General features: G+C 67.0%; 20 protein-coding genes. 13 read left to right on the top strand and 7 right to left on the bottom strand.

The window, feature by feature from the left end; genetic code table 11:
- The first annotated feature begins 10 nt into the window (after positions 1–10).
- From acnA to ACSQ24_RS27435, 11 genes are all read left to right on the top strand, one after another.
- Entirely contained in the window at positions 11–2,710 is a 2,700-nt protein-coding gene (gene acnA, locus ACSQ24_RS27485; protein ID WP_436097767.1) for an aconitate hydratase AcnA, read from the top strand.
- Between the two features lie 194 nt (positions 2,711–2,904).
- A complete protein-coding gene (locus ACSQ24_RS27480) occupies positions 2,905–3,186 on the top strand; it encodes an acyl carrier protein (protein ID WP_066473700.1) in 282 nt (93 codons plus the stop codon).
- Positions 3,187–3,401: 215 nt separating this feature from the next.
- Positions 3,402–3,863, top strand: coding sequence for a 3-hydroxyacyl-ACP dehydratase FabZ family protein (locus ACSQ24_RS27475; protein ID WP_436097766.1), 462 nt, complete (start codon positions 3,402–3,404; stop codon positions 3,861–3,863).
- Between the two features lies 1 nt (position 3,864).
- Positions 3,865–4,995, top strand: a complete 1,131-nt coding sequence (locus tag ACSQ24_RS27470) for a beta-ketoacyl-ACP synthase (protein ID WP_436097765.1) — start codon at positions 3,865–3,867, stop codon at positions 4,993–4,995.
- A gap of 11 nt (positions 4,996–5,006) precedes the next feature.
- Positions 5,007–6,290: a beta-ketoacyl-ACP synthase gene (locus ACSQ24_RS27465; protein ID WP_436097764.1), complete on the top strand. Its 1,284-nt coding sequence runs from the start codon at positions 5,007–5,009 to the stop codon at positions 6,288–6,290.
- Entirely contained in the window at positions 6,287–7,033 is a 747-nt protein-coding gene (locus ACSQ24_RS27460; protein WP_436097763.1) for an SDR family oxidoreductase, read from the top strand. The genes ACSQ24_RS27465 and ACSQ24_RS27460 overlap by 4 nt, the downstream gene beginning before the upstream one ends.
- A 99-nt stretch (positions 7,034–7,132) precedes the next feature.
- The gene (locus ACSQ24_RS27455; RefSeq protein ID WP_436097762.1) at positions 7,133–7,384 is read left to right on the top strand and encodes a CopG family ribbon-helix-helix protein; all 252 of its coding nucleotides are present in this window, start codon (positions 7,133–7,135) and stop codon (positions 7,382–7,384) included.
- The gene (locus ACSQ24_RS27450; RefSeq protein WP_436097761.1) at positions 7,381–7,665 is read left to right on the top strand and encodes a type II toxin-antitoxin system RelE/ParE family toxin; all 285 of its coding nucleotides are present in this window, start codon (positions 7,381–7,383) and stop codon (positions 7,663–7,665) included. Before ACSQ24_RS27455 ends, ACSQ24_RS27450 begins: the two co-directional genes overlap by 4 nt.
- Before the next feature lie 18 nt (positions 7,666–7,683).
- A complete protein-coding gene (locus tag ACSQ24_RS27445; protein WP_436097760.1) occupies positions 7,684–8,706 on the top strand; it encodes a zinc-binding dehydrogenase in 1,023 nt (340 codons plus the stop codon).
- A 60-nt stretch (positions 8,707–8,766) separates the two neighbouring features.
- Entirely contained in the window at positions 8,767–9,795 is a 1,029-nt protein-coding gene (locus ACSQ24_RS27440) for a lipid A biosynthesis lauroyl acyltransferase (RefSeq protein WP_436097759.1), read from the top strand.
- Between the two features lie 69 nt (positions 9,796–9,864).
- The gene (locus tag ACSQ24_RS27435) at positions 9,865–10,614 is read left to right on the top strand and encodes a DUF1223 domain-containing protein (RefSeq protein WP_436097758.1); all 750 of its coding nucleotides are present in this window, start codon (positions 9,865–9,867) and stop codon (positions 10,612–10,614) included.
- Between the two features lie 66 nt (positions 10,615–10,680).
- Here ACSQ24_RS27435 and ACSQ24_RS27430 read toward each other — a convergent pair whose 3' ends face one another.
- The 3 genes from ACSQ24_RS27430 to ACSQ24_RS27420 all read right to left on the bottom strand — a co-directional run bounded on the left by ACSQ24_RS27430 (position 10,681) and on the right by ACSQ24_RS27420 (position 12,870).
- Positions 10,681–11,289, bottom strand: coding sequence for a TPM domain-containing protein (locus tag ACSQ24_RS27430; protein WP_436097757.1), 609 nt, complete (start codon positions 11,287–11,289; stop codon positions 10,681–10,683).
- Position 11,290: 1 nt separating this feature from the next.
- Entirely contained in the window at positions 11,291–12,103 is an 813-nt protein-coding gene (locus tag ACSQ24_RS27425) for a TPM domain-containing protein (protein WP_436097756.1), read from the bottom strand.
- A 200-nt stretch (positions 12,104–12,303) separates the two neighbouring features.
- A complete protein-coding gene (locus ACSQ24_RS27420) occupies positions 12,304–12,870 on the bottom strand; it encodes a LemA family protein (protein ID WP_436097981.1) in 567 nt (188 codons plus the stop codon).
- A gap of 181 nt (positions 12,871–13,051) precedes the next feature.
- Here ACSQ24_RS27420 and ggt point away from each other — a divergent pair, with 181 nt between their 5' ends.
- Positions 13,052–14,812 (top strand): gamma-glutamyltransferase, encoded by a 1,761-nt coding sequence (ggt, locus tag ACSQ24_RS27415; RefSeq protein WP_436097755.1) that lies wholly within the window; start codon positions 13,052–13,054, stop codon positions 14,810–14,812.
- A 118-nt stretch (positions 14,813–14,930) separates the two neighbouring features.
- Here ggt and ACSQ24_RS27410 read toward each other — a convergent pair whose 3' ends face one another.
- From ACSQ24_RS27410 to ACSQ24_RS27400, 3 genes are all read right to left on the bottom strand, one after another.
- Positions 14,931–15,419 carry a hypothetical protein gene (locus ACSQ24_RS27410; protein WP_436097754.1) on the bottom strand — a complete coding sequence of 163 codons (489 nt, stop codon included), beginning with the start codon at positions 15,417–15,419 and terminating at the stop codon, positions 14,931–14,933.
- 1 nt (position 15,420) lies between these two features.
- Entirely contained in the window at positions 15,421–16,644 is a 1,224-nt protein-coding gene (rlmN, locus tag ACSQ24_RS27405) for a 23S rRNA (adenine(2503)-C(2))-methyltransferase RlmN (protein ID WP_436097753.1), read from the bottom strand.
- 80 nt (positions 16,645–16,724) lie between these two features.
- The gene (locus tag ACSQ24_RS27400; protein ID WP_436097752.1) at positions 16,725–17,327 is read right to left on the bottom strand and encodes an invasion associated locus B family protein; all 603 of its coding nucleotides are present in this window, start codon (positions 17,325–17,327) and stop codon (positions 16,725–16,727) included.
- A 254-nt stretch (positions 17,328–17,581) separates the two neighbouring features.
- Between ACSQ24_RS27400 and ACSQ24_RS27395 the strand changes: the two genes are divergently transcribed.
- Positions 17,582–18,553 (top strand): NADPH:quinone oxidoreductase family protein, encoded by a 972-nt coding sequence (locus ACSQ24_RS27395; protein WP_436097751.1) that lies wholly within the window; start codon positions 17,582–17,584, stop codon positions 18,551–18,553.
- 4 nt (positions 18,554–18,557) lie between these two features.
- Here the strand turns inward: ACSQ24_RS27395 and ACSQ24_RS27390 are convergent, their stop codons facing one another.
- Positions 18,558–18,938 carry a YkvA family protein gene (locus ACSQ24_RS27390; protein WP_436097750.1) on the bottom strand — a complete coding sequence of 127 codons (381 nt, stop codon included), beginning with the start codon at positions 18,936–18,938 and terminating at the stop codon, positions 18,558–18,560.
- Between the last annotated feature and the right edge of the window lie 89 nt (positions 18,939–19,027).

Genomic DNA, 19,027 nt, shown 5'->3' with positions numbered 1-19,027 from the left:
GTAAGCCCTCATGGCCTCGCTCGATTCATTCAAGTGCCGGAAGACGCTGACCGTCGGCACCAGGACATACGTCTATTATTCGCTGCCCGACGCTGAGGCGAATGGCCTTCCCGGCATCTCGAAGCTGCCCTTCTCGATGAAGGTGCTGCTCGAGAACCTGCTGCGCTTCGAGGACGGCCGCTCGGTCACCAAGACCGACATCGAGGCCTTCGTCGCCTGGCTCGACGACAAGGGCAAGGGTGGCAAGGAGATCGGCTTCCGCCCCGCCCGCGTGCTGATGCAGGACTTCACCGGCGTTCCGGCGGTGGTCGACCTGGCGGCGATGCGCGACGGCGTCGTTGCGCTCGGCGGCGACCCGGCCAAGATCAACCCTCTCGTTCCGGTCGACCTCGTCATCGACCACTCGGTGATCGTCGACGAATTCGGCACGCCCAAGGCGCTGTCGCAGAATGTCGAGCTCGAATACGAGCGCAATGGCGAGCGCTATCGCTTCCTGAAATGGGGCCAGGGCGCCTTCGACAATTTCCGCGTCGTGCCGCCCGGCACCGGCATCTGCCACCAGGTCAACCTCGAATACCTCGCCCAGACCGTCTGGACCCGTAAGGAGACCATCGATGGCGTCGAGGTCGAGGTCGCCTATCCCGACACCGTCGTCGGCACCGATTCGCACACCACCATGGTCAATGGCCTCGCCGTTCTCGGCTGGGGCGTCGGCGGCATCGAGGCCGAGGCCGCCATGCTCGGCCAGCCGCAGTCGATGCTGCTGCCGGAGGTGATCGGCTTCAAGCTCACCGGCTCGCTGCGCGAGGGCATCACCGCGACCGACCTCGTGCTGACCGTCACCCAGATGCTGCGCAAGAAGGGCGTCGTCGGCAAGTTCGTCGAGTTCTTCGGCCCCGGCCTCTACAATCTGACGCTGGCCGACCGCGCCACCATCGCCAATATGGGCCCGGAATATGGCGCCACCTGCGGCTTCTTCCCGGTCGATGCTGAAACCCTCGACTACCTGACCACGACCGGCCGCACTGCCGAGCGCATCGCGCTGGTCGAGGCCTACAGCAAGGCACAGGAGCTGTTCGCGACCCGCGAGACGGCCGACCCGGTTTTCACCGACACGCTCGAGCTCGACCTGACCACGGTCCAGCCCTCGATGGCCGGTCCGAAGCGCCCCGAGGGCCGCGTCGATCTCGGCGCCGTCGCCAAGGGCTTCGCCGCCGCGATGGACACCGAGTACAAGAAGGGCGCCGAGATTGCCCGCCGCGTGCCCGTCGAGGGCCGCGACCATGACCTCGGCCATGGCGACGTCGTCATCGCCGCCATCACCTCCTGCACCAACACCTCCAACCCCTCGGTGCTGATGGCGGCGGGCCTGCTCGCCCGCAACGCGGTCGCCAAGGGCCTCAAGGTCAAGCCCTGGGTCAAGACCTCGCTGGCCCCCGGCTCGCAGGTCGTTGCGGAATACCTCGCCAAATCCGGCCTGCAGACCGATCTCGACACCCTCGGCTTCAACCTGGTCGGCTTCGGCTGCACCACCTGCATCGGCAATTCCGGCCCGCTGCCCGCGCCGATCTCGAAGGCGATCAACGAGCAGGGGCTGATCGCTGGCGCCGTGATCTCCGGCAACCGCAATTTCGAGGGCCGCGTCTCGCCCGACGTGCAGGCGAACTACCTGGCATCACCGCCGCTGGTCGTCGCCTACGCGCTCGCCGGCTCGGTCCAGATGGACCTGACCAGCGAGCCGCTCGGCACCGGCTCGGACGGCAAGCCGGTCTTCCTCAAGGACATCTGGCCTTCCAACAAGGAGATCCAGAGCTTCATCGCCCAGAACGTCACGCGCGCCATCTTCGAGGCGAAATACGCCGACGTGTTCAAGGGCGACGAGCACTGGCAGGCGGTCAAGACCCCGTCGAGCCAGACCTATGCCTGGGAAGACGCATCGACCTACGTCCAGAACCCGCCCTATTTCCAGGGCATCAACAAGACCCCGACGCCGGTCACCGACATTGTCGGCGCCCGCATCCTCGGCCTGTTCGGCGACAAGATCACCACTGACCACATCTCGCCGGCCGGCTCGATCAAGGCAGCCTCGCCTGCCGGCCATTACCTGAGCGAGCATGGCGTCGCCGTCGCCGACTTCAACCAATACGGAACGAGGCGCGGCAATCATGAGGTGATGATGCGCGGCACCTTCGCCAATATCCGCATCCGTAACCACATGATGGGGCCGAACGGACGCGAGGGTGGCTACACCATCCACTATCCGAGCAAGGAGGAGCTGCCGATCTACGACGCCTCGATGCGCTATCAGGCCGAGAAGGTGCCACTGGTGATCTTCGCCGGCGTCGAATACGGCAACGGCTCGTCGCGCGACTGGGCGGCCAAGGGCACCAACCTGCTCGGCGTCAAGGCCGTGATCGCCCAGAGCTTCGAGCGCATCCACCGCTCGAACCTGGTCGGCATGGGCGTGGTGCCGTTCACCCTGCAGGAAGGCACAAGCTGGGCCTCGCTCGACCTCAAGGGCGACGAGATCGTCTCGATCAAGGGCCTCGCCACCGTCAAGCCGCGCCAGATGCTCGAAGCCGAGATCACCTATGCCAACGGCAAGGTGAAGAAGGTTCCGATCCTCTGCCGCATCGATACGCTCGATGAGCTCGACTACTTCAAGAACGCCGGCATCCTGCATTACGTGCTGCGCGGCATCGCGGCGTAAGGTTCGGCATCGACGATACTGGACGCCCGGTCCTGGAGCCGGGCGTCTCTCTTTGGCCCCAACGGTTGTCCTATCCTGCACGCAGGTGTAAGGGGGCGTCACAGTCATCCTCGGCGGGGGGCTTGGGGCAGGCGCGGGGCGAACGCGCCCGGACGCCGTCCGCCATCATCATCATTCACGACGGGAGCACCCGCATGTCCGCCACGTTCGAGACGGTCGCCGGCATTATTTCGGAGACTTGCGACATTCCTCGCGAGAAGATCACGCCCCAGAGCCACGCGATCGACGATCTCGGCATCGACTCCCTCGCTTTCCTCGACATCGCCTTCGCGATCGACAAGGCCTTCGGCATCAAGCTGCCGCTGGAGCAGTGGACCCAGGAGGTCAACGAGGGCAAGGCGCCGGCCGAGCAGTATTTCGTGCTCGAGAACCTGTGCAAGCGAATCGACGATCTCGTCGCCGCCAAGGCCGCCTGAACGAGCCCTGGCCCGTCCGGGCCAGCGCAAGAGCAGGATGCGAAAAAGTGAGAACCGGTTTTTTCACGAAGATCCTGCTCTCACTCTTTAATGAGAGACGGATCCAGATATCAGATGGAAACGCGAAGCGATTCCATCTGACATCATCCGGCTCTGGACGTTGACACGCCGCAGGCGGGGTAAGACCCGATCGCGGCGAGACGGGTTGGAGCCGCATGCGCCTCGAATATTTCGAGATGATCGACAAGGTCGAGAGCTTCGATCCGGCGAACAAGCGGATCCTGACCCGCTCGACCGTTCCGACTGAGAGCCCGGTCTTCGAGGGCCACTTCCCGGGCCACCCGCTCGTTCCCGGCGTGCTGCTCACCGAAACCATGGCCCAGGCCTCGGGCTATCTGCTTCTCGGTCTGAACGGCCTGACGCAGATGCCGTTCCTGATGATGGTCGACAAGGCGCGCTTCCGCACCTTCGTCGAACCCAACGCCGTGCTCGACGTCAGCGCCGAGCTCGTCCACGAGGGCTCCGGCTACGCTGCGACAAAGGCAAGGATCGCGATCGCCGGTAAGCCGATCTGCGATGCCGAGCTGCGCTTCCGCCTGATGCCGTTCCCCGCCGATATGCGCACCCTGATGCAGAGCCGCATCGCTGCCATCGGCCTCTCGCCGGAGGCAGCCTGACATGGCCCGCGACGTCGTCATCACCGGCATCGGCCTCGTCTCCAGTCTTGGCGAGGGCGTCGAGATCCACGCGCAGGCGCTTGCGACCAACGCAGCGCCGGTCATCGATGCGCAGGGCTTCGCGCCCTACCCGCTGCACCCGCTGAAGCCGCTCGAGCTCGACCGGCAGATCCCGAAGAAGTCGGACCAGCGCCAGATGGAGCCCTGGCAGCGCCTCGGCGTCTATGCCGCGGGCCTTGCCCTCGACGATGCCGGACTGAAGCAAGACGTTGAGGCGAAGAGCCAGCTCCAGGTCATCGTCGCCGCCGGCGGCGGCGAGCGCGACCACGCCGTCGATGCCGCCGTGCTGGCCGGTCTGCGCAATGCGAACCAGCCGGGCGCTTTCCTCAACGAACGGCTGATGAGCGATCTCAGGCCGACGCTGTTCCTGGCCCAGCTCTCCAACCTGCTCGCCGGCAATATCGGCATCGTCCACGGCATCACCGGCGCCTCGCGCACACTGATGGGCGAGGAGCAGGCCGGCGTCGACGCCATCCGCACCGCCCAGGCCCGCATCGCGGCCGGCCAGGCCGATGTCATCCTCGTCGGCGGCGCCTACAATGCCGAGCGCCGCGACATGCTGCTGCTCTTCGAGCTCGGCGGCTATCTGCGCACCGGGGACTTCGCCCCCGTCTTCGCGCGGGCCGATCAGCCCGGCCTGATCACCGGCAGCGCCGGCGCCTTCCTCGTGCTCGAATCGGCTGAGCGCGCCGCGGCGCGCGGCGCCAAGGTGCATGCCCGCCTGAGCCACGCCGCCGCTCATCGCAGCCGCCGCCAGCCCGGCTCGGTCGCCAAGGCGCTCGACGATTTGCTCGCCGGCTTCGGGCCCCTTGCGCCCGACGCACTCGCGATCTCCGCCGCGACCGGCTGCGCCGGCATTACCGACGAAGAGGCGGCCGCGATCGCCAAGGCTGTCCCCCAGTCGCGCCGCATCGCCGCCGGCGATCTCGTCGGCCATTCCATCGAAGCTGCCTTCCCGGTCTCGGTTGCGCTCGCCGCGGCCGCGCTTTCGACCGGCGCGGCGAATGAAGCAATCGTCACCGGCGCAGCGCATTGGCGCGGCGAAGGCGCGGCCCGCCTGGTCAAGGCTTGAGGAGAGGCGTCATGGGTGCAAACCATCGCGACAGCCAGGGCCGACCGATCGTCGCCGTCACCGGCCTCGGTATCGTCACCTCGCTCGGACAGGGCAAGGATGCCAACTGGGAAGCGCTGACCGCCGGGCGTTCCGGCATTCACCGCATCGAGCGCTTCCCGACCGAGGGTCTGCGCACCACCATCGCAGCAACGGTCGACTTCCTGTTCGACGGGTCCTTCGCCGCCCCGGAACTCTCCGAGAAACTCGCCACGCTCGCCGCAGACGAAGCCGTCGCGCAGAGCGGCCTCGGCGAGTCCGGTGATTTTCCCGGCGAACTCTTCATGGCGGTGCCGCCGGTCGAGATGGAATGGCCCCAGAAGCAGGAACTGGCGCAGGCGATCGAGGGCGATACGGATTACGACGCACTGCTGCGCGTTGCCGCCGGCCACAAGCACCAGCCGATGCACGAACTCTTCCTGTTCGGTGGTGTCGCCGAGCACATCGCCGAGAAGTTCGGCACCAAGGGCTCGCCGATTTCGCTGTCGACCGCCTGCTCCTCGGGCGCGACTGCGATCCAGATGGGCGTCGAGGCGATCCGGAGGGGCGAGACTGAAGCTGCCTTGTGCATCGGCACCGACGGCTCGGTGCATGCCGAGGCGCTGATCCGCTTCTCGCTGCTCTCGGCCCTGTCGACCCAGAACGACCCGCCGGAGGCCTCCGCCAAGCCGTTCTCGAAGAACCGCGACGGCTTCGTCATGGGCGAGGGTGCCGGTGCGCTGGTGCTGGAGGATTACGACCACGCGCTCGCCCGCGGCGCGACCATCCTCGGCATCGTCGCCGGCTGCGGCGAGCGTGGCGACGGCTTCCACCGCACCCGCTCGAGCCCGGACGGCAAGCCGGCGATCCTCGCCATGCAGGACGCGCTCGCCGATGCCGGGCTGACCCCTGATGACGTCGACTACATCAACGCGCACGGCACCTCGACGCCCGAGAACGACAAGATGGAGGCGATGAGCTGCTCTGCCGTCTTCGGCGAGCGCATGGCGAAGCTGCCGATCTCCTCGAACAAGTCGATGCTCGGCCATACCTTGACCGCCGCCGGCGCCGTCGAGGCGGTGATCTCGCTGTTGACCATCGCGAACGGTCGCATCCCGCCGACGATCAACTACAGCCAGCCCGACCCGGCGATCGCGATCGACGTCGTCCCCAACCAGGCCCGCGACGCCGAGGTGCGCACCGTGCTGTCGAACTCCTTCGGCTTCGGCGGCCAGAACACCTGTCTCGTGCTGACCGCCGGGCCGAAAGCAGCATGAGCCGGGTTCTCGTCACCGGCGGCGCCAAGGGCGTCGGCGCCGCGATCGTGCGGGCTCTGGCCGCATCCGGCCATGATGTCGACTTCACCTATCGCTCCTCGGGCGAGCAGGCGCAGGCGCTCGCCGCCGAGATCGCGGCGACCGAGCCAGGTCGGACCGTGCGCGCTTTGTCGCTCGACCTCTCCGACAAGGCAGCGCTCGACGCCTTCTGCGAGCAGTGCGAGGGCGAAGCCTATTTCGGCTTCGTCCACAATGCCGGCCAGCCCTATGACGCGCTGGCCGCCATGCTGGTGCAGGACAAGGCCGAGGCGGCGATGCAGGTCAATTTCTGGGCCTTCACCCGTCTCGCCAAAAGCCTGATGCGCGGCATGATCCGCGCCAAGGCCGGCCGCATCGTCGCGATCGGCTCGGTCGCGGCGCTGCGCGGCAACCCCGGCAACGCCGCCTATGCCGCCTCCAAGGGCGCGCTGATCTCCTATGCCAAGACGCTCGCGGTTGAGACCGGCAAGCGCGGCGTCACCGTCAACGTGATCGCGCCGGGCTTCGTCGACACCGACATGATGGCGCCCTACGCCGCCTATCGCGACAAGATGGAAGGCCAGATTCCGGCCGGCCGCTTCGCCAGGCCGGATGAGGTCGCCGGTCTCGCGGCCTTCCTGCTGAGCCCTCCAGCGGCCTACATCACCGGTACGGTCCTGCCGGTAGATGGCGGGTTGACTGCGCAGATGGGCGTGCATCGCTAACGGTCGGCGCCAGCGCTTCACGTGAAACATGGTGAACGGCCAGCGCTTGGCGAAGGGCCGGAAACCACCTATGTTCACTTCGAACCGGAGTGAACCATCATGACGGCAGCCTTCACAATTCGGCTCGACGGCGAGACGCTCGCCAAGCTCGACGCGCTGGCGGCAGATACCGATCGCTCGCGCAACTGGCTCGCTGCCAAAGCGATCGAGGCCTACATTGAGCTCAATGCCTGGCAGATCGCCCACATCAGGGAAGGCATCGCTCAGGCCGATCGCGGTGAGTTCGCCACGGAGGAGGAACTCGATGCGATAGAGACGGAACTGCAGGCGCGCATCGCTTCGACCAAATGAAGCTTCTCTGGACCGCGCGAGCGAGGGCTGACCTCCGCGAGATCGCCCACTATGTCGCCGAGTTCAGCCCAGCTGCGGCGCTCATGCTCGTTCGTCGGCTCCGATCCGTCGCTGTTCAACTGGTTGACTATCCGCATAGCGGAAGGGCGGGGCGGGTAGAAGAAACGCGCGAACTCGTGGTAGCCGGCACTAACTACATTCTTCCCTATCGTGTCCGCGACGGACGCGTCGAAATCCTCGCGGTTCTGCATGCCTCGCGGCAATGGCCGGACCAGCTCTGACAAGGCTCGAACCTCCCCATGCTCTCGCTCCAGCTCCATGGCGACCGCGACCTCCGCCTCGAACAGATCGAGCCGCCGCCGCCGCCGGCCGCCGGCGAGGTCCAGATCCGCGTTCGTGCGGTCGGCCTTAACTATCTCGACCTCTGGGGCTTCCGCGGCATGGCCTTCGCCAAGCGCAAGATGCCGCAGGCGGCCGGCGTCGAGGCTGCGGGTGAGGTCGTTGCCGTCGGCGAGGGCGTCTCGCGTTTCCGCGAAGGCGACACGGTGACCATGTACGGCGCCGAGACCTGCGGCCACTGCAAGGCCTGCCGCGAGGGCCGCGACAATCTCTGCGAGAACGTCGCCGGCATCATGGGCTTCCATATCGACGGCTTCGCCCGCGAGCTGGTCAACCGGCCCGAGCGCCTGGTGATCAAGGCGCCGAAGGGCGTCTCCTTCGAGGAAGCCGCCTGCGCCCCGATCGGCTTCGGCACCGTCCAGCATATGCTGTTCGACAATGCCAAGCTGGAGCCCGGCGAATCCATCCTCGTCCATGCCGGCGGCTCCGGCATCGGCACGGCGGCGATCCTGATGGCCAAGGCGATCGGCTGCACCGTCTACACCACCGTCGGCGACGATGAGAAGGGCGAGAAGGCAAAGGCGCTCGGCGCCGATTTCGTCGTCAACTACAAGACCGAGCGCTTCGAGGGCGAGGTCCGGCGCCTGACCAAGCGCAAGGGCGTCGACGTCGTCTTCGAGCATGTCGGCGCCGATACCTGGAACGGCTCGCTGCTCTGCCTGAAGCGCGGCGGCCGCCTCGTCACCTGCGGCGCCACCTCGGGCCCCTCGGCGACGATCAACCTGATGCAGCTGTTCCAGCAGCAGTACCGGATCACCGGCTCCTTCGGCTGCCGGATGGAGAACATCGCCCAGTCGCTCGACAAGATGGCTGCCGGCATGAAGCCGGTAATCGATGCGGTTTTCCCGCTGTCCAAGTTCGAGCAGGGCCTCGCCCGGATCGAGGGCCGCAAGGTCTTCGGCAAGGTCATCGTCACGCTCTGAGCAGTGCCGCAAGCGGGCGCGACTTGACGCGCCGGCTGCAATCCCGCAAGTCGCGCCGCAATGGCGAGGTCCGGTCCGGACGTTGCGCCGGCGGACCGGGCTGGGATCTTGAGGCAGCTGAAGCAATTCGCGACGCGCATCGGCGCTGCGCTGATGATCGGGCTCATCCGCGCGGTCTTCGCCTTCCTGCGCGCGCTCGGGCCAGAGCGGGCCTCCGATCTCGGCGGCTGGCTCTTGCGCAGCGTCAGCCCGCTGATCCCGGTCAACCGCGTCGCCTATGCCAATATCCGCGCCGCCTTCCCAGGGATCGCCGAGGCCGAGGTTCGCCGCATCGCCCGCGGCGGCTGGGAGAATCTCGGTCGCACCGTCGCCGAATACGCTCATCTCAAGACGCTGTTCGACTATGACTATCACAACCCCGATCCGAATGGCCGGATCGAGGTCGTCGGCATCGAGCACTTCATCGCGCTGAAGGACGACGAGAGGCCGGGCCTGATTTTCTCGACCCATCTCGGCAACTGGGAATTGCCGGCGATCTGCGCCGCCACCTACGATCTCGACACCACCGCCGTCTTCCGCGCGCCCAATGATCCGGCGATCGCGGCAGTGGTCCACGAGATCCGCTCCGGCGCCATGGGTGGGCTCGCCGCCGCCAAGCAGGGCGCGGCCTTCGCCATGCAGGGCGTGCTCGAGAATGGCGGCCATCTCGGCATGCTGATCGACCAGCATTTCACCCGCGGCGTGGTCGTGCCCTTCCTTGGCCGCCCGGCGTTGACCAATCCGATCCTTGGCAAGTTCGCCCGCCGCTTCGAGTGCCCGGTGCACGGCGTGCGCGTCATCCGCCTGCCGAACCGGCGCTTCCGCATCGAACTGACCCCGCCGCTCGACCTGCCGCGCGACGCCAATGGCGAGATCGACGTCACCGGCGCCATGGCGATGATGACCGCGGTGGTCGAGGGCTGGGTCCGCGAGCATCCCGAGCAATGGCTCTGGATGCACCGGCGCTGGCGGCCAAACCTGATCGGCACCGAGGCTTTGGCACGTTTTCGCGAGCAGGCGCCGCCGAAGCCGGTTTTCAAGGCAACGTGATTTCCAATTGAGTGGAGAGTAGCGCTTTTGGTAACCGCCTGCTTTTATACAGGCGTCGAGTTCGAATTGATGGTCCACCACATCAGCAAGATCGCTGCTGCCACATTCCTCCTGCTCGCAGGATTGCCGGCGCATGCCCAGCAGCCTGCGGCGCGGCCGAAGGCGGTGGTCGAGCTCTTCACCAGCCAGGGCTGCTCCTCCTGCCCGGCCGCGGATGCGCTCTTTGTCGAGCTGGCCAAGGATCCGCGACTGATCACGCTGACGTTGCCTGTGACCTACTGGGACTATCTCGGCTGGAAGGACACGCTCGGCCAGGAGGTCTTCGGCAAGCGCCAGAAGCTCTATGCCAAGGCGCGCGGCGACGGCCAGATTTACACGCCGCAGGCCGTGGTCAACGGCACCGCCCATATCGTCGGCTCCGACAAGGGCGGCATCGACAAGCTCGTCCAGGAGCAGGGCAAGGACGGCTTCGCGGTGAAGGTCGACCTCGCCGAGGCGGACGGCGCGCTGCGCGTCGCCTTGGGCGCAGCCTCTTATCAGAGCGAGAAGCCGGCCGTGGTCTGGCTGCTCCAGGTCAGCCGTACCGCCAGCGTGCCGATCGAACGCGGCGAGAACAGCGGCAAGACCGTGACCTACGCCAATGTCGTGCGCGGCATTAGCCGCATCGGCGAATGGAATGGCGCAGCTGCGACCCTGAGCGTGCCGCTGGAGACTGTCCGCTCCGCCGCGAAGGCTGACGCTTACGTCGTGCTGGTCCAGGGCGACCTCTACGCCCGCCAGAGCGCGATCATCGGGGCCGCACGCGGTCCGGCGAAGTAGGCCGCCAGAGTATTTTCAAGCGAAGCGGTACCCGTTCGCGTGAAGAAAATGCGATAAAATATAGAACTACAGGATCACCACCTTGTTCGGGAGTTCGTCGACGTCGTCGGCGGCCGGCGGGGCATGGGCGGCGAGCACGGCGCCGACATCGCGCACCGCCGCGATCAGCCCCTCGCGCAGAGCGTCCTGCGCCGCCGCTGCGAGCAGAGGCTCGACGATTCTTTGCCAGGCCTCGCCGTCGACCTTGGCCGAGATGCCGGCATCGGCTACCATCTCGGCATAGCGTTCCTGCACGGCGATGTAGAGCAGGACGCCGGTGCGCCCGCGCGTCAGCGTCAACCCGCGCGCCGTGAATTCGCGCAGCGCCGTCTCATGCGCCTGCCGCCGCTTGACGAAGCCCGGCACGAAGCGCCCGCCGCGCCCATACCAGAGCAGCGTCGCGAGCAGCAGCGCCGCCGCGATCAATTGGGTCAGGAAGATGCTCGCCGCGCTCAGCGTCGTCAGCAGCAGGAATGGCCAGGGCACGAACAGCGAGAGCGCCAGCGCCAGCACGAGCGGCACCGCGACATAGCTCCCCGCTGCCCGGTCGACAACCACGACGATCTCACCGGAGGTCTGGCTCTCGGCCTCGCGCACGGCTTCGGCGATGGCGTCGCGATCGTCGGAATTCAGCATCTCACCAATCCCCCGAAGCACCGCCGCCACCGGACGAGCCGCCGCCGCCCGAGAACCCGCCCGTGCTCGAACCGGAGCTCCAGCCGCCAGAGGAGGAGCCGCCGCCCCAGCCTGAGCCGCCGGATGGCGGCAGGACGATCCAGCGCCCATCCCGTGTCCGGTGCTGGCGCGCACCACCGGAGGAGCGCCCGAGCTCCCGCATGAAGCTCACGATCAGGATGAACACCATGATCATGACGAAAATCACCGCGGCCGTTTCGACCCAGGACGATTCGTCGCTGCGGATTTGCGCACGCCGCTGCCATTCCTCGGCATCACCGGTGAGGATCGACAGGATCGCGTCGACGCCGCCCTCGATGCCCCCGGCGAAATCGCCGTTCTTGAACTTGGGCGCGACCGCCGTGGTGATGATCACCTTGGAGAGCGCGTCGGTCAGCGCGCCTTCCAGCCCGTAGCCGACCTCGATCCGGACCTTGCGCTCGTTCGGCGCGACCAGCAGCAGCAGGCCGTTGTTCTTCGCCTTGTCGCCGAGCTTCCAGGCCCGGAACAGGCCGTTGGCGAATTCCTCGATCGGGTAGCCTTGCAGCGACGGCAGCGTCGTGACCACGACCTGGTCGCTGGTCTTCTCTTCATGCGTCTTCAGCTTCTGCTCGATCCGGCTGAGCGCCTCGGCGTTGAGCAGATTCGCATTGTCGACGATGCGGCCGGTGAGGGCGGGATAGCTCGGCTCAGCGGCCGCGGCGAGGAATGGGCAGAAAAGGAAAAGGAGCAGAACGGCGAGCAAGCGCCGCAGTGGCGCTGCCGACTCAGGCACACGCGCCTCTCTCCCCCCTTGTGGGGGAGAGCTGGAGAGGGGGGTAGTCAGCCGTGAGGGAAAACGCCTCGCTTTACCGGCTCGCGCGCCGAGCCGGGAGCAGAGCGCTGCAAAGCCCCCCTCCCAACCCTCCCCCACAAGGGGGGAGGGCTCCCGTCGAGCCAACCATCGCGATATCAGCATGCGCGGCACAAAGCCGCTCAGAACTTCACCGCCGGCGGCCGCTCCGCTCCTGTCGTCGCCGAGAAGCTCTCCATCGGCTTAGCGCCCCAGAACAGCTTCGCCCAGATCACGCCCGGGAAGGTCCGGATCTCCGTGTTGAAGGCTTGCACCGTCTGGATGTAGTCGCGCCGGGCCACCGCAACCCGGTTCTCGGTGCCCTCAAGCTGCGACTGCAGGGCAAGGAAGTTCTGGTTCGACTTGAGCTCCGGATAGCGCTCCACCGTCACCAACAGCCGCCCGAGCGCACCGCTGAGCTGGTTCTGCGCGTCCTGGTATTCCTTGAACTTGGCGGGATCGGTGATGGTCGAGGCGTCGACCTTGACCTGCGTCGCCTTGGCACGCGCCTCGATCACCTGGGTCAGCACCTCGCGCTCCTGCTGGGCATAGCCCCTCACGGTCTCGACCAGGTTTGGGATCAGATCGGCGCGGCGCTGATACTGGTTCTGGACCTCGCCCCAGGCTCCCTTCGCCTTCTCCTCCAGCGTCGGCACGTTGTTGTAGCCGCATCCCGCCAGCGCGAGGCCGAGCAGCCCGACCAGCAACATGGCGAGGGGCCGGCGAAACACCAAAGACTGCGCGAGCACCATGACGAACCCCTTCGGCTAGGCAGGACAAATCGGATGCCGACCATAGCTGCGCCGCCGGGCAGATCAAACCAGCGCCACAGGCATGGCGCGCAAGTCGACAAGCGCGTTAGTCTGCGCAGCCAACGAGGAGGAGTGGACCATGCCGCTTACATCGTCCGCATTGGGCATCCGCTCGATCATTGCTCTCGGCCTTTGGTTCGCCGCTGTAACCGCAGCCCCCGCTCAAACCTTGGCGCCCGCGCCCGAAGCCGCTACCGGCCGCACTGCCAAGACGCTCGGCACCGCCCAGCGCTACATGGCCGCTGCTGCCAATCCGCTCGCCGCTGCGGCCGGCCGCGACATCCTGCGCGCCGGCGGCAGCGCCACCGACGCCGCGATCGCGATCCAGCTCGTGCTCAACCTGGTCGAGCCGCAAAGCTCGGGCATCGGCGGCGGCGCCTTCTTCGTCTACTGGGACGAGGCCGGCCGGAAGCTGACGACACTCGACGGGCGCGAGACCGCGCCAAAGGCCGCAAAGCCCGAGCGCTTCCTTGGCGCCGACGGCAAGCCGATGAAGTTCGTCGACGCCGTGGTCGGCGGCCGCTCGGTCGGCGTGCCCGGCACGGTCAGGCTGCTTGAAGCGGCGCACCAGCGCTGGGGCAAGCTGCCCTGGGCCGAGGTCTTCGCCCCGGCGATCAAGCTGGCAGAGGAAGGCTTCGCGATTTCGCCGCGTCTGGGCGGCCTGCTGGCGCTGGAAAAGAACCTCGGCAAGGACGCCCAGGCTGCGCCCTATTTCTACGAAGCCGACGGCAAGCCCAAACCGGTCGGCGCGATCCTGAAGAACCCGGCCTTCGCCGTCACCCTGCGCGCCATCGCCGGCCGCGGCGCCGACGCCTTCTATGAGGGTGCGATCGCGCAGGACATCGTCGCGACGGTGACCGGCCACAAGGACAACCCCGGCGACATCACGCTCGACGACCTCAAAGGCTACAAGGTCGAGGAACGCGCGCCGCTCTGCGGCCGCTATCGCGTCTATACGCTCTGCGGCATGGGCCCACCGAGCTCGGGCGCCATCGCCGTGCAGCAGATCCTCGGCATCCTCGCGACCAGGGACATGGCTCGCCTCGGCGCCGGGGCCGAGGCGGCGCACTGGTTTGCCGAGGCCGGCAGGCTCGCCTTCGCCGACCGGGCGCTCTATCTCGGCGACCCCGCCTTCGTCAGCGTCCCGGCCGCCGGCCTGATCGACGAGGGCTATATTGGGGATCGGGCGAAGCTGGTCAGCCCTGACAAGGCGATGGGCAAGGCCGTCGCCGGCAACCCGCCAAACAAGCGCGCCATGCTGCTCGCGCCCTCCGACGGCGTCGAGAACGGCACCAGCCATATCTCGGTGATCGACGGCGAGGGCAATGCCGTCTCGATGACGACGACGATCGAGGACGGCTTCGGCTCGCGCCTGATGACCAAGGGCGGCTTCCTGCTCAACAACGAATTGACCGATTTCTCCTTCGCGCCGTCAGAAGATGGCAAACCGGTCGCCAACCGGGTCGAGCCCGGCAAGCGGCCGCGCTCCTCGATGGCGCCGACCATCGTCTTCGACGCCTTCGGCCGGCTCCATGCCGTCACCGGCTCGCCCGGGGGCAGCCAGATCATCGGCTATGTCGCCAAGACGCTCGTCGCCCTGCTCGACTGGAAGATGGACCCGCAACGCGCCGTCGATCTCGCCAATTTCGGCAACCGCAACGGCCCGACCGAGCTGGAAAAGAGCAGCGAGGCCGAAGCCTGGAAGGCGGCGCTCGAAGCCAAGGGGCATGAGATCAGGCTGATCGAGATGACCTCGGGCATCCAGGCGATCGTCAAGACGCCGGAAGGCTATCTCGGCGGCGCCGACGGAAGGCGCGAGGGCGTCGCGATCGGGGATTAACCATCGTCATTCTCGGGCGCAGCGAAGCGCAGACCCGAGAATCTCATGACCAGAAGGCGATGACCGGAACCTCGTCCGGCCTGAGAGCTCGGATCACGCCCGAGCATGACGTGCGAGATCAGGCCTGCTGCGCTGGCGTCCGCGGCTCCCCGCCGGCCCCACGGCCCGCGATCACCCAGTAGACGGACCCGGTTGCGGCGCCGACCAGGAAGAGCGCCGCCACGACCTGCAGTTCACGCGCGCTCGGCGTCCGGGCCATGCCGAGCATGGCGAGCGGCAGTAAAGCCGCCAGGAGGCCGGTGAGGCCGCTCTGGATCAATCCGCTGCGCAGGCGGAACAGCTCGGAGCCAACAGCGACCAGCACCACCGGCAAGACGAGGATGGCGAAGCCGAGCCGGCCGAGCAGAGCAAAAGCGGCTTCCGCCGTCGGGCCGGGATCGAAGCCGCGCTCGGCCTGATCGAACAGCGCCGCGAGCAGGCGCTCGAAGCCGCCGCCGATCAGCAGGCCGAGATCGGGCGAAGCGACGCCAGCAAACAACAGCGCGATCAGGCCGACGCCGATGGCGAACAGCAGCGCAAATGGAATCAGCAGCAGCCAGCGCAGCATGTCAGTGCGCGGCCGCCGTAGTTTCGGCTTCGTCCTGCTCCAGCATCAGCCGGGCGCGGGCCGAAAGCTTCTCGGTCTCGCTCTTGAGCTGGCCGCAGGCGGCGAGGATGTCGCGACCGCGCGGCGTGCGCACCGGCGAGGCATAGCCAGCCTTGAAGACGATCTCGGAAAAGCGTTCGATCCGCTCCCAGTCCGAGCATTCATAACGCGTGCCGGGCCAAGGGTTGAACGGGATCAGGTTGATCTTGGCCGGAATGCCCTTGAGCAGACGCACCAGTTCGCGCGCCTCGGCGTCGGAGTCGTTGACGCCCTTCAGCATCACATACTCGAAGGTGATTCGCTTGGCATTCGACAGGCCCGGATAGTTCCGGCAAGCCTCGAGCAGGTCCTTGATCGGGTATTTCTTGTTGAGCGGCACCAGCTCGTTGCGCAATTCGTCGCGCACGGCATGCAGCGAGATCGCCAGCATCGTGCCCATCTGCGCGCCCAGCGCCTCGATCTGCGGCACCACGCCCGAGGTCGAGACGGTGATGCGCCGGCGCCCGAGCGACAGGCCCTGGTCGTCGGAGATCACCGCGATCGCATCGCGCACCCCGTCGAAATTGTAGAGCGGTTCGCCCATGCCCATGAAGACGATGTTCGAGACGAAGCGCCCGCCATCATTGGGAACGAAGGCGCCATCGGGCGCGGCGCGATTCGGGAAATCGCCGAGCCGCTCGCGTGCCACCATCAACTGGGTGACGATTTCCTCGGTGGTAAGATTGCGCACCAGCCGCTGCGTGCCGGTATGGCAGAAGGTGCAGGTCAGCGTGCAGCCGACCTGGCTGGAGACGCAGAGCGTGCCGCGGTCGACCTCCGGAATATAGACGCATTCGATCTCGGCGCCGCGGTCGCGTGGGCCGGTCGGCGCCATGCGCAGCAGCCATTTGCGCGTACCGTCGGTCGAGACTTGCTCGGCGGTGACTTCCGGCAGGTCGAGCGTGAAATGCTCGGCGAGCTGGGCGCGCAGGCCCTTGCCGATCGTCGTCATCTCCTGGAAGTCGCGGACGCCGTAATGGTAGATCCAGTTCCAGAGCTGATCGACGCGCATGCGCCGCTCCTTCCCGGGAACACCGATCTCGGCCAGGGCCTCGTCAAGGCCGGCGCGCGTGCGCCCGGCCAGGGATGGCCGCCGCATAACAGGTTCGGCCGCCGGGAGGGCGGCTTCAGCAACAGAGAGATTCATCGGAACTCGGCTCGCAACGGGCGCTTCCCGCCCGGAATTGGCCGCCTCATAACACGAGAGCGGCCTATCACGAAATCACCTTACTTGCAGGCGTCTTCGGCCCGCTTGACGATCTGCGAGATGCCGGCGAGCGAATACTTGTCGCTGGTTGCGTTGCCGCGCTTCGAGGTGCCCTTGATCTCGAGGCCAGCGCCCTTGCGCAGCGCATCGAGCATGCGGCCTTCCTCGGCCGGGTTCTTCAGCCAGACATTCTGGCCCTTAGCGACCAGCGCGAAGCGGTCGCTGCCGATGATCGCCTGATGCTCGACATCTTCCTTGAGGTCGAAATTCATGACGAGGCTGATCTCGTTGCGCACGCCCTCGCCTGGGCGGCTTGAGATGAACAGCAGCCCCTCGACATCCTTGAGATTTGCGGGAACGCGGGTTTCGGCCTTGGACAAGGCGTAGCAGATCTTCGAGCGGCCCTGCTGCGAGGAGAAGGCCTGCCATTTGCCGGCGGTTTCGAGCAGGAGCGCCTGGCCCTGCCCGCCGGCCGCGGCGGTCTTCGCCGGCTGTGGCTTGGCGGGAGCGCGCTGCGCCTGCGCTTGCGCTGGAGCGCCCGCAAAGGTCAGGGCCGCCAGGCCGAGCAGGGCAGCGGCCTGGAACGAAAGACGGGCGGAGGAGAGAGCCGGAATGCGAATCATGGATCGCTACTAACCAACAAAAATCTTAACGCCGAATGGAGAATGCGCGGGATCGGCGATCCGGATTGACGCAACGCGCCGGATAGGATGTCACGATCCTGGCGAAAATGCGAACGCTCGCGGTTGGTTCGCCGATCGGGCGACGCCTTCTCCTTCAATAGTTTAGGACCGCCCCGCGCTCTGTTCCGTTCGGCTTGCGCCTGTGCCAGCCTCAGGCGGACACGAACGGATCAAACACTCGGGATGGACAATCGATGAAGGCGCTGCTCTGCGAGGCCCTCGGACCGGCGGAGACCCTGGTGATCCGCGATCTGCCCGAACCGAAGCCCGGACCCGGCGAGATCGCGATCCAGGTCAGGGCCGCGGCGCTCAACTTCTTCGATACGCTGGTTATCCAGGGCCGCTATCAGGTGAAGCCGCCGCTGCCCTTCTCACCCTCGGCTGAATGTGCCGGCGTGGTCAGCGCCGTCGGTGATGGCGTTACCGGGTGGCGGGTCGGCGAACGCGTCGCCGCCTGGCTCGGCCATGGCGCGGCCCGCGAGACGGTGGTGGTTCCCACCGATGCGGCCATCCGAATCCCGGATAGTCTCGACGACCATCAGGCCGCCGGCCTCTTCGTCACCTATGGCACGGCGATGCACGGGCTGATCCAGCGCGGCGGGATCAGGCCGGGCGAAACGCTCGCCATTCTCGGCGCGGCTGGCGGCGCGGGCCTCGCCGCAGTCGAGATCGGCGCCCTGCTCGGCGCACGGGTGATCGCCTGCGCCTCCTCGCCGGAGAAACTCGCCCTCGCCCGCGGGCATGGCGCGCAGGAGGGGCTGGACTATGCCGCCGATGATCTCCGGGCGGGTCTGCGGCGTCTGGTTCCCGATGGTGTGGACGTGCTCTACGACACGGTCGGCGGCGAGCTTGCCGAGCCGGCGCTGCGCTCAATGGGTTGGGGCGGGCGCTATCTCGTCGTCGGCTTCGCCGGCGGCGAGATCCCGAAGATCCCGCTCAACCTCTTGCTGCTGAAGGGCTGCGACCTGCGCGGCGTGTTCTGGGGCGATTTCGTCAGGCGCGATCCAGCCGGCCACCGCGCCAATATGGAGCGCCTGCTGGCCTGGGCCGCGGCCGGGAAGATCCGCGCCCATGTCCATGCCGCCTTCCCGCTGGAGCAGGCCGCCGAGGCGCTGGCGCTGATCGCCGGCCGCAAGGTCCAGGGCAAGGTCGTGCTGGTTCCCTGACCGATCAGAGGTCGGTCAGCATCTCCTTGGCCCTCTCGCGATGCTGCGGCGTGATCGAGCCGGCGACGGCAGCGAGCGCTGCAGCAATCACCGCGGCATCATCCGTGAAGCCGAGCAACGGCATCACGTCGGGCAGGGCGTCGAGCGGCAGCACGAAATAGCCGAGCGCCGCCAGCAGCGTCAGCTTGACCCGCCGTGGCGTCGCCGGATCGCGCGCGCAGACCCAGGCGGCGAGCAGGTCCTCAGCGAAGGGAATGCGCTTCGCCACCCGTTTCAGCCGGCCGATGAACTCGGACCCGAAACGCGCCTCGTCACGCAGGCTCTTGCGGATCGCCGCCATCTCCTCGCGCGTGAAACTCTGTCCGAAACCGAAGCTGTCGCTCATCTATCCTCTCCCTTGACGTGCCAAGTCTAGCCCGCCGTCGACGCAAAAATGTGGCCCCGCATGGAAGCCTGCACAAGGGATCGACTCAT

Origin of the sequence: Allobosea sp. LjRoot237, from assembly GCF_964253285.1 — a bacterium.
Taxonomy (GTDB): Bacteria; Pseudomonadota; Alphaproteobacteria; order Rhizobiales; family Beijerinckiaceae; genus Allobosea.
This window is presented reverse-complemented; position numbering and strand designations above follow the sequence as displayed.

Coding starts and splice junctions, on each gene's coding strand:
- ggt (WP_436097755.1), top strand. CDS start 13,052: ATGCCGCTTACATCGTCCGCATTGGGCATCCGCTCGATCATTGCTCTC.
- ACSQ24_RS27390 (WP_436097750.1), bottom strand. CDS start 18,938: ATGAGCGACAGCTTCGGTTTCGGACAGAGTTTCACGCGCGAGGAGATG.
- ACSQ24_RS27420 (WP_436097981.1), bottom strand. CDS start 12,870: ATGTTGCTGGTCGGGCTGCTCGGCCTCGCGCTGGCGGGATGCGGCTAC.
- ACSQ24_RS27460 (WP_436097763.1), top strand. CDS start 6,287: ATGAGCCGGGTTCTCGTCACCGGCGGCGCCAAGGGCGTCGGCGCCGCG.
- ACSQ24_RS27410 (WP_436097754.1), bottom strand. CDS start 15,419: ATGCTGCGCTGGCTGCTGCTGATTCCATTTGCGCTGCTGTTCGCCATC.
- ACSQ24_RS27470 (WP_436097765.1), top strand. CDS start 3,865: ATGGCCCGCGACGTCGTCATCACCGGCATCGGCCTCGTCTCCAGTCTT.
- ACSQ24_RS27445 (WP_436097760.1), top strand. CDS start 7,684: ATGCTCTCGCTCCAGCTCCATGGCGACCGCGACCTCCGCCTCGAACAG.
- ACSQ24_RS27435 (WP_436097758.1), top strand. CDS start 9,865: ATGGTCCACCACATCAGCAAGATCGCTGCTGCCACATTCCTCCTGCTC.
- ACSQ24_RS27465 (WP_436097764.1), top strand. CDS start 5,007: ATGGGTGCAAACCATCGCGACAGCCAGGGCCGACCGATCGTCGCCGTC.
- ACSQ24_RS27400 (WP_436097752.1), bottom strand. CDS start 17,327: ATGATTCGCATTCCGGCTCTCTCCTCCGCCCGTCTTTCGTTCCAGGCC.
- ACSQ24_RS27475 (WP_436097766.1), top strand. CDS start 3,402: ATGCGCCTCGAATATTTCGAGATGATCGACAAGGTCGAGAGCTTCGAT.
- ACSQ24_RS27430 (WP_436097757.1), bottom strand. CDS start 11,289: ATGCTGAATTCCGACGATCGCGACGCCATCGCCGAAGCCGTGCGCGAG.
- ACSQ24_RS27395 (WP_436097751.1), top strand. CDS start 17,582: ATGAAGGCGCTGCTCTGCGAGGCCCTCGGACCGGCGGAGACCCTGGTG.
- ACSQ24_RS27440 (WP_436097759.1), top strand. CDS start 8,767: ATGGCGAGGTCCGGTCCGGACGTTGCGCCGGCGGACCGGGCTGGGATC.
- acnA (WP_436097767.1), top strand. CDS start 11: ATGGCCTCGCTCGATTCATTCAAGTGCCGGAAGACGCTGACCGTCGGC.
- rlmN (WP_436097753.1), bottom strand. CDS start 16,644: ATGAATCTCTCTGTTGCTGAAGCCGCCCTCCCGGCGGCCGAACCTGTT.
- ACSQ24_RS27450 (WP_436097761.1), top strand. CDS start 7,381: ATGAAGCTTCTCTGGACCGCGCGAGCGAGGGCTGACCTCCGCGAGATC.
- ACSQ24_RS27480 (WP_066473700.1), top strand. CDS start 2,905: ATGTCCGCCACGTTCGAGACGGTCGCCGGCATTATTTCGGAGACTTGC.
- ACSQ24_RS27455 (WP_436097762.1), top strand. CDS start 7,133: ATGACGGCAGCCTTCACAATTCGGCTCGACGGCGAGACGCTCGCCAAG.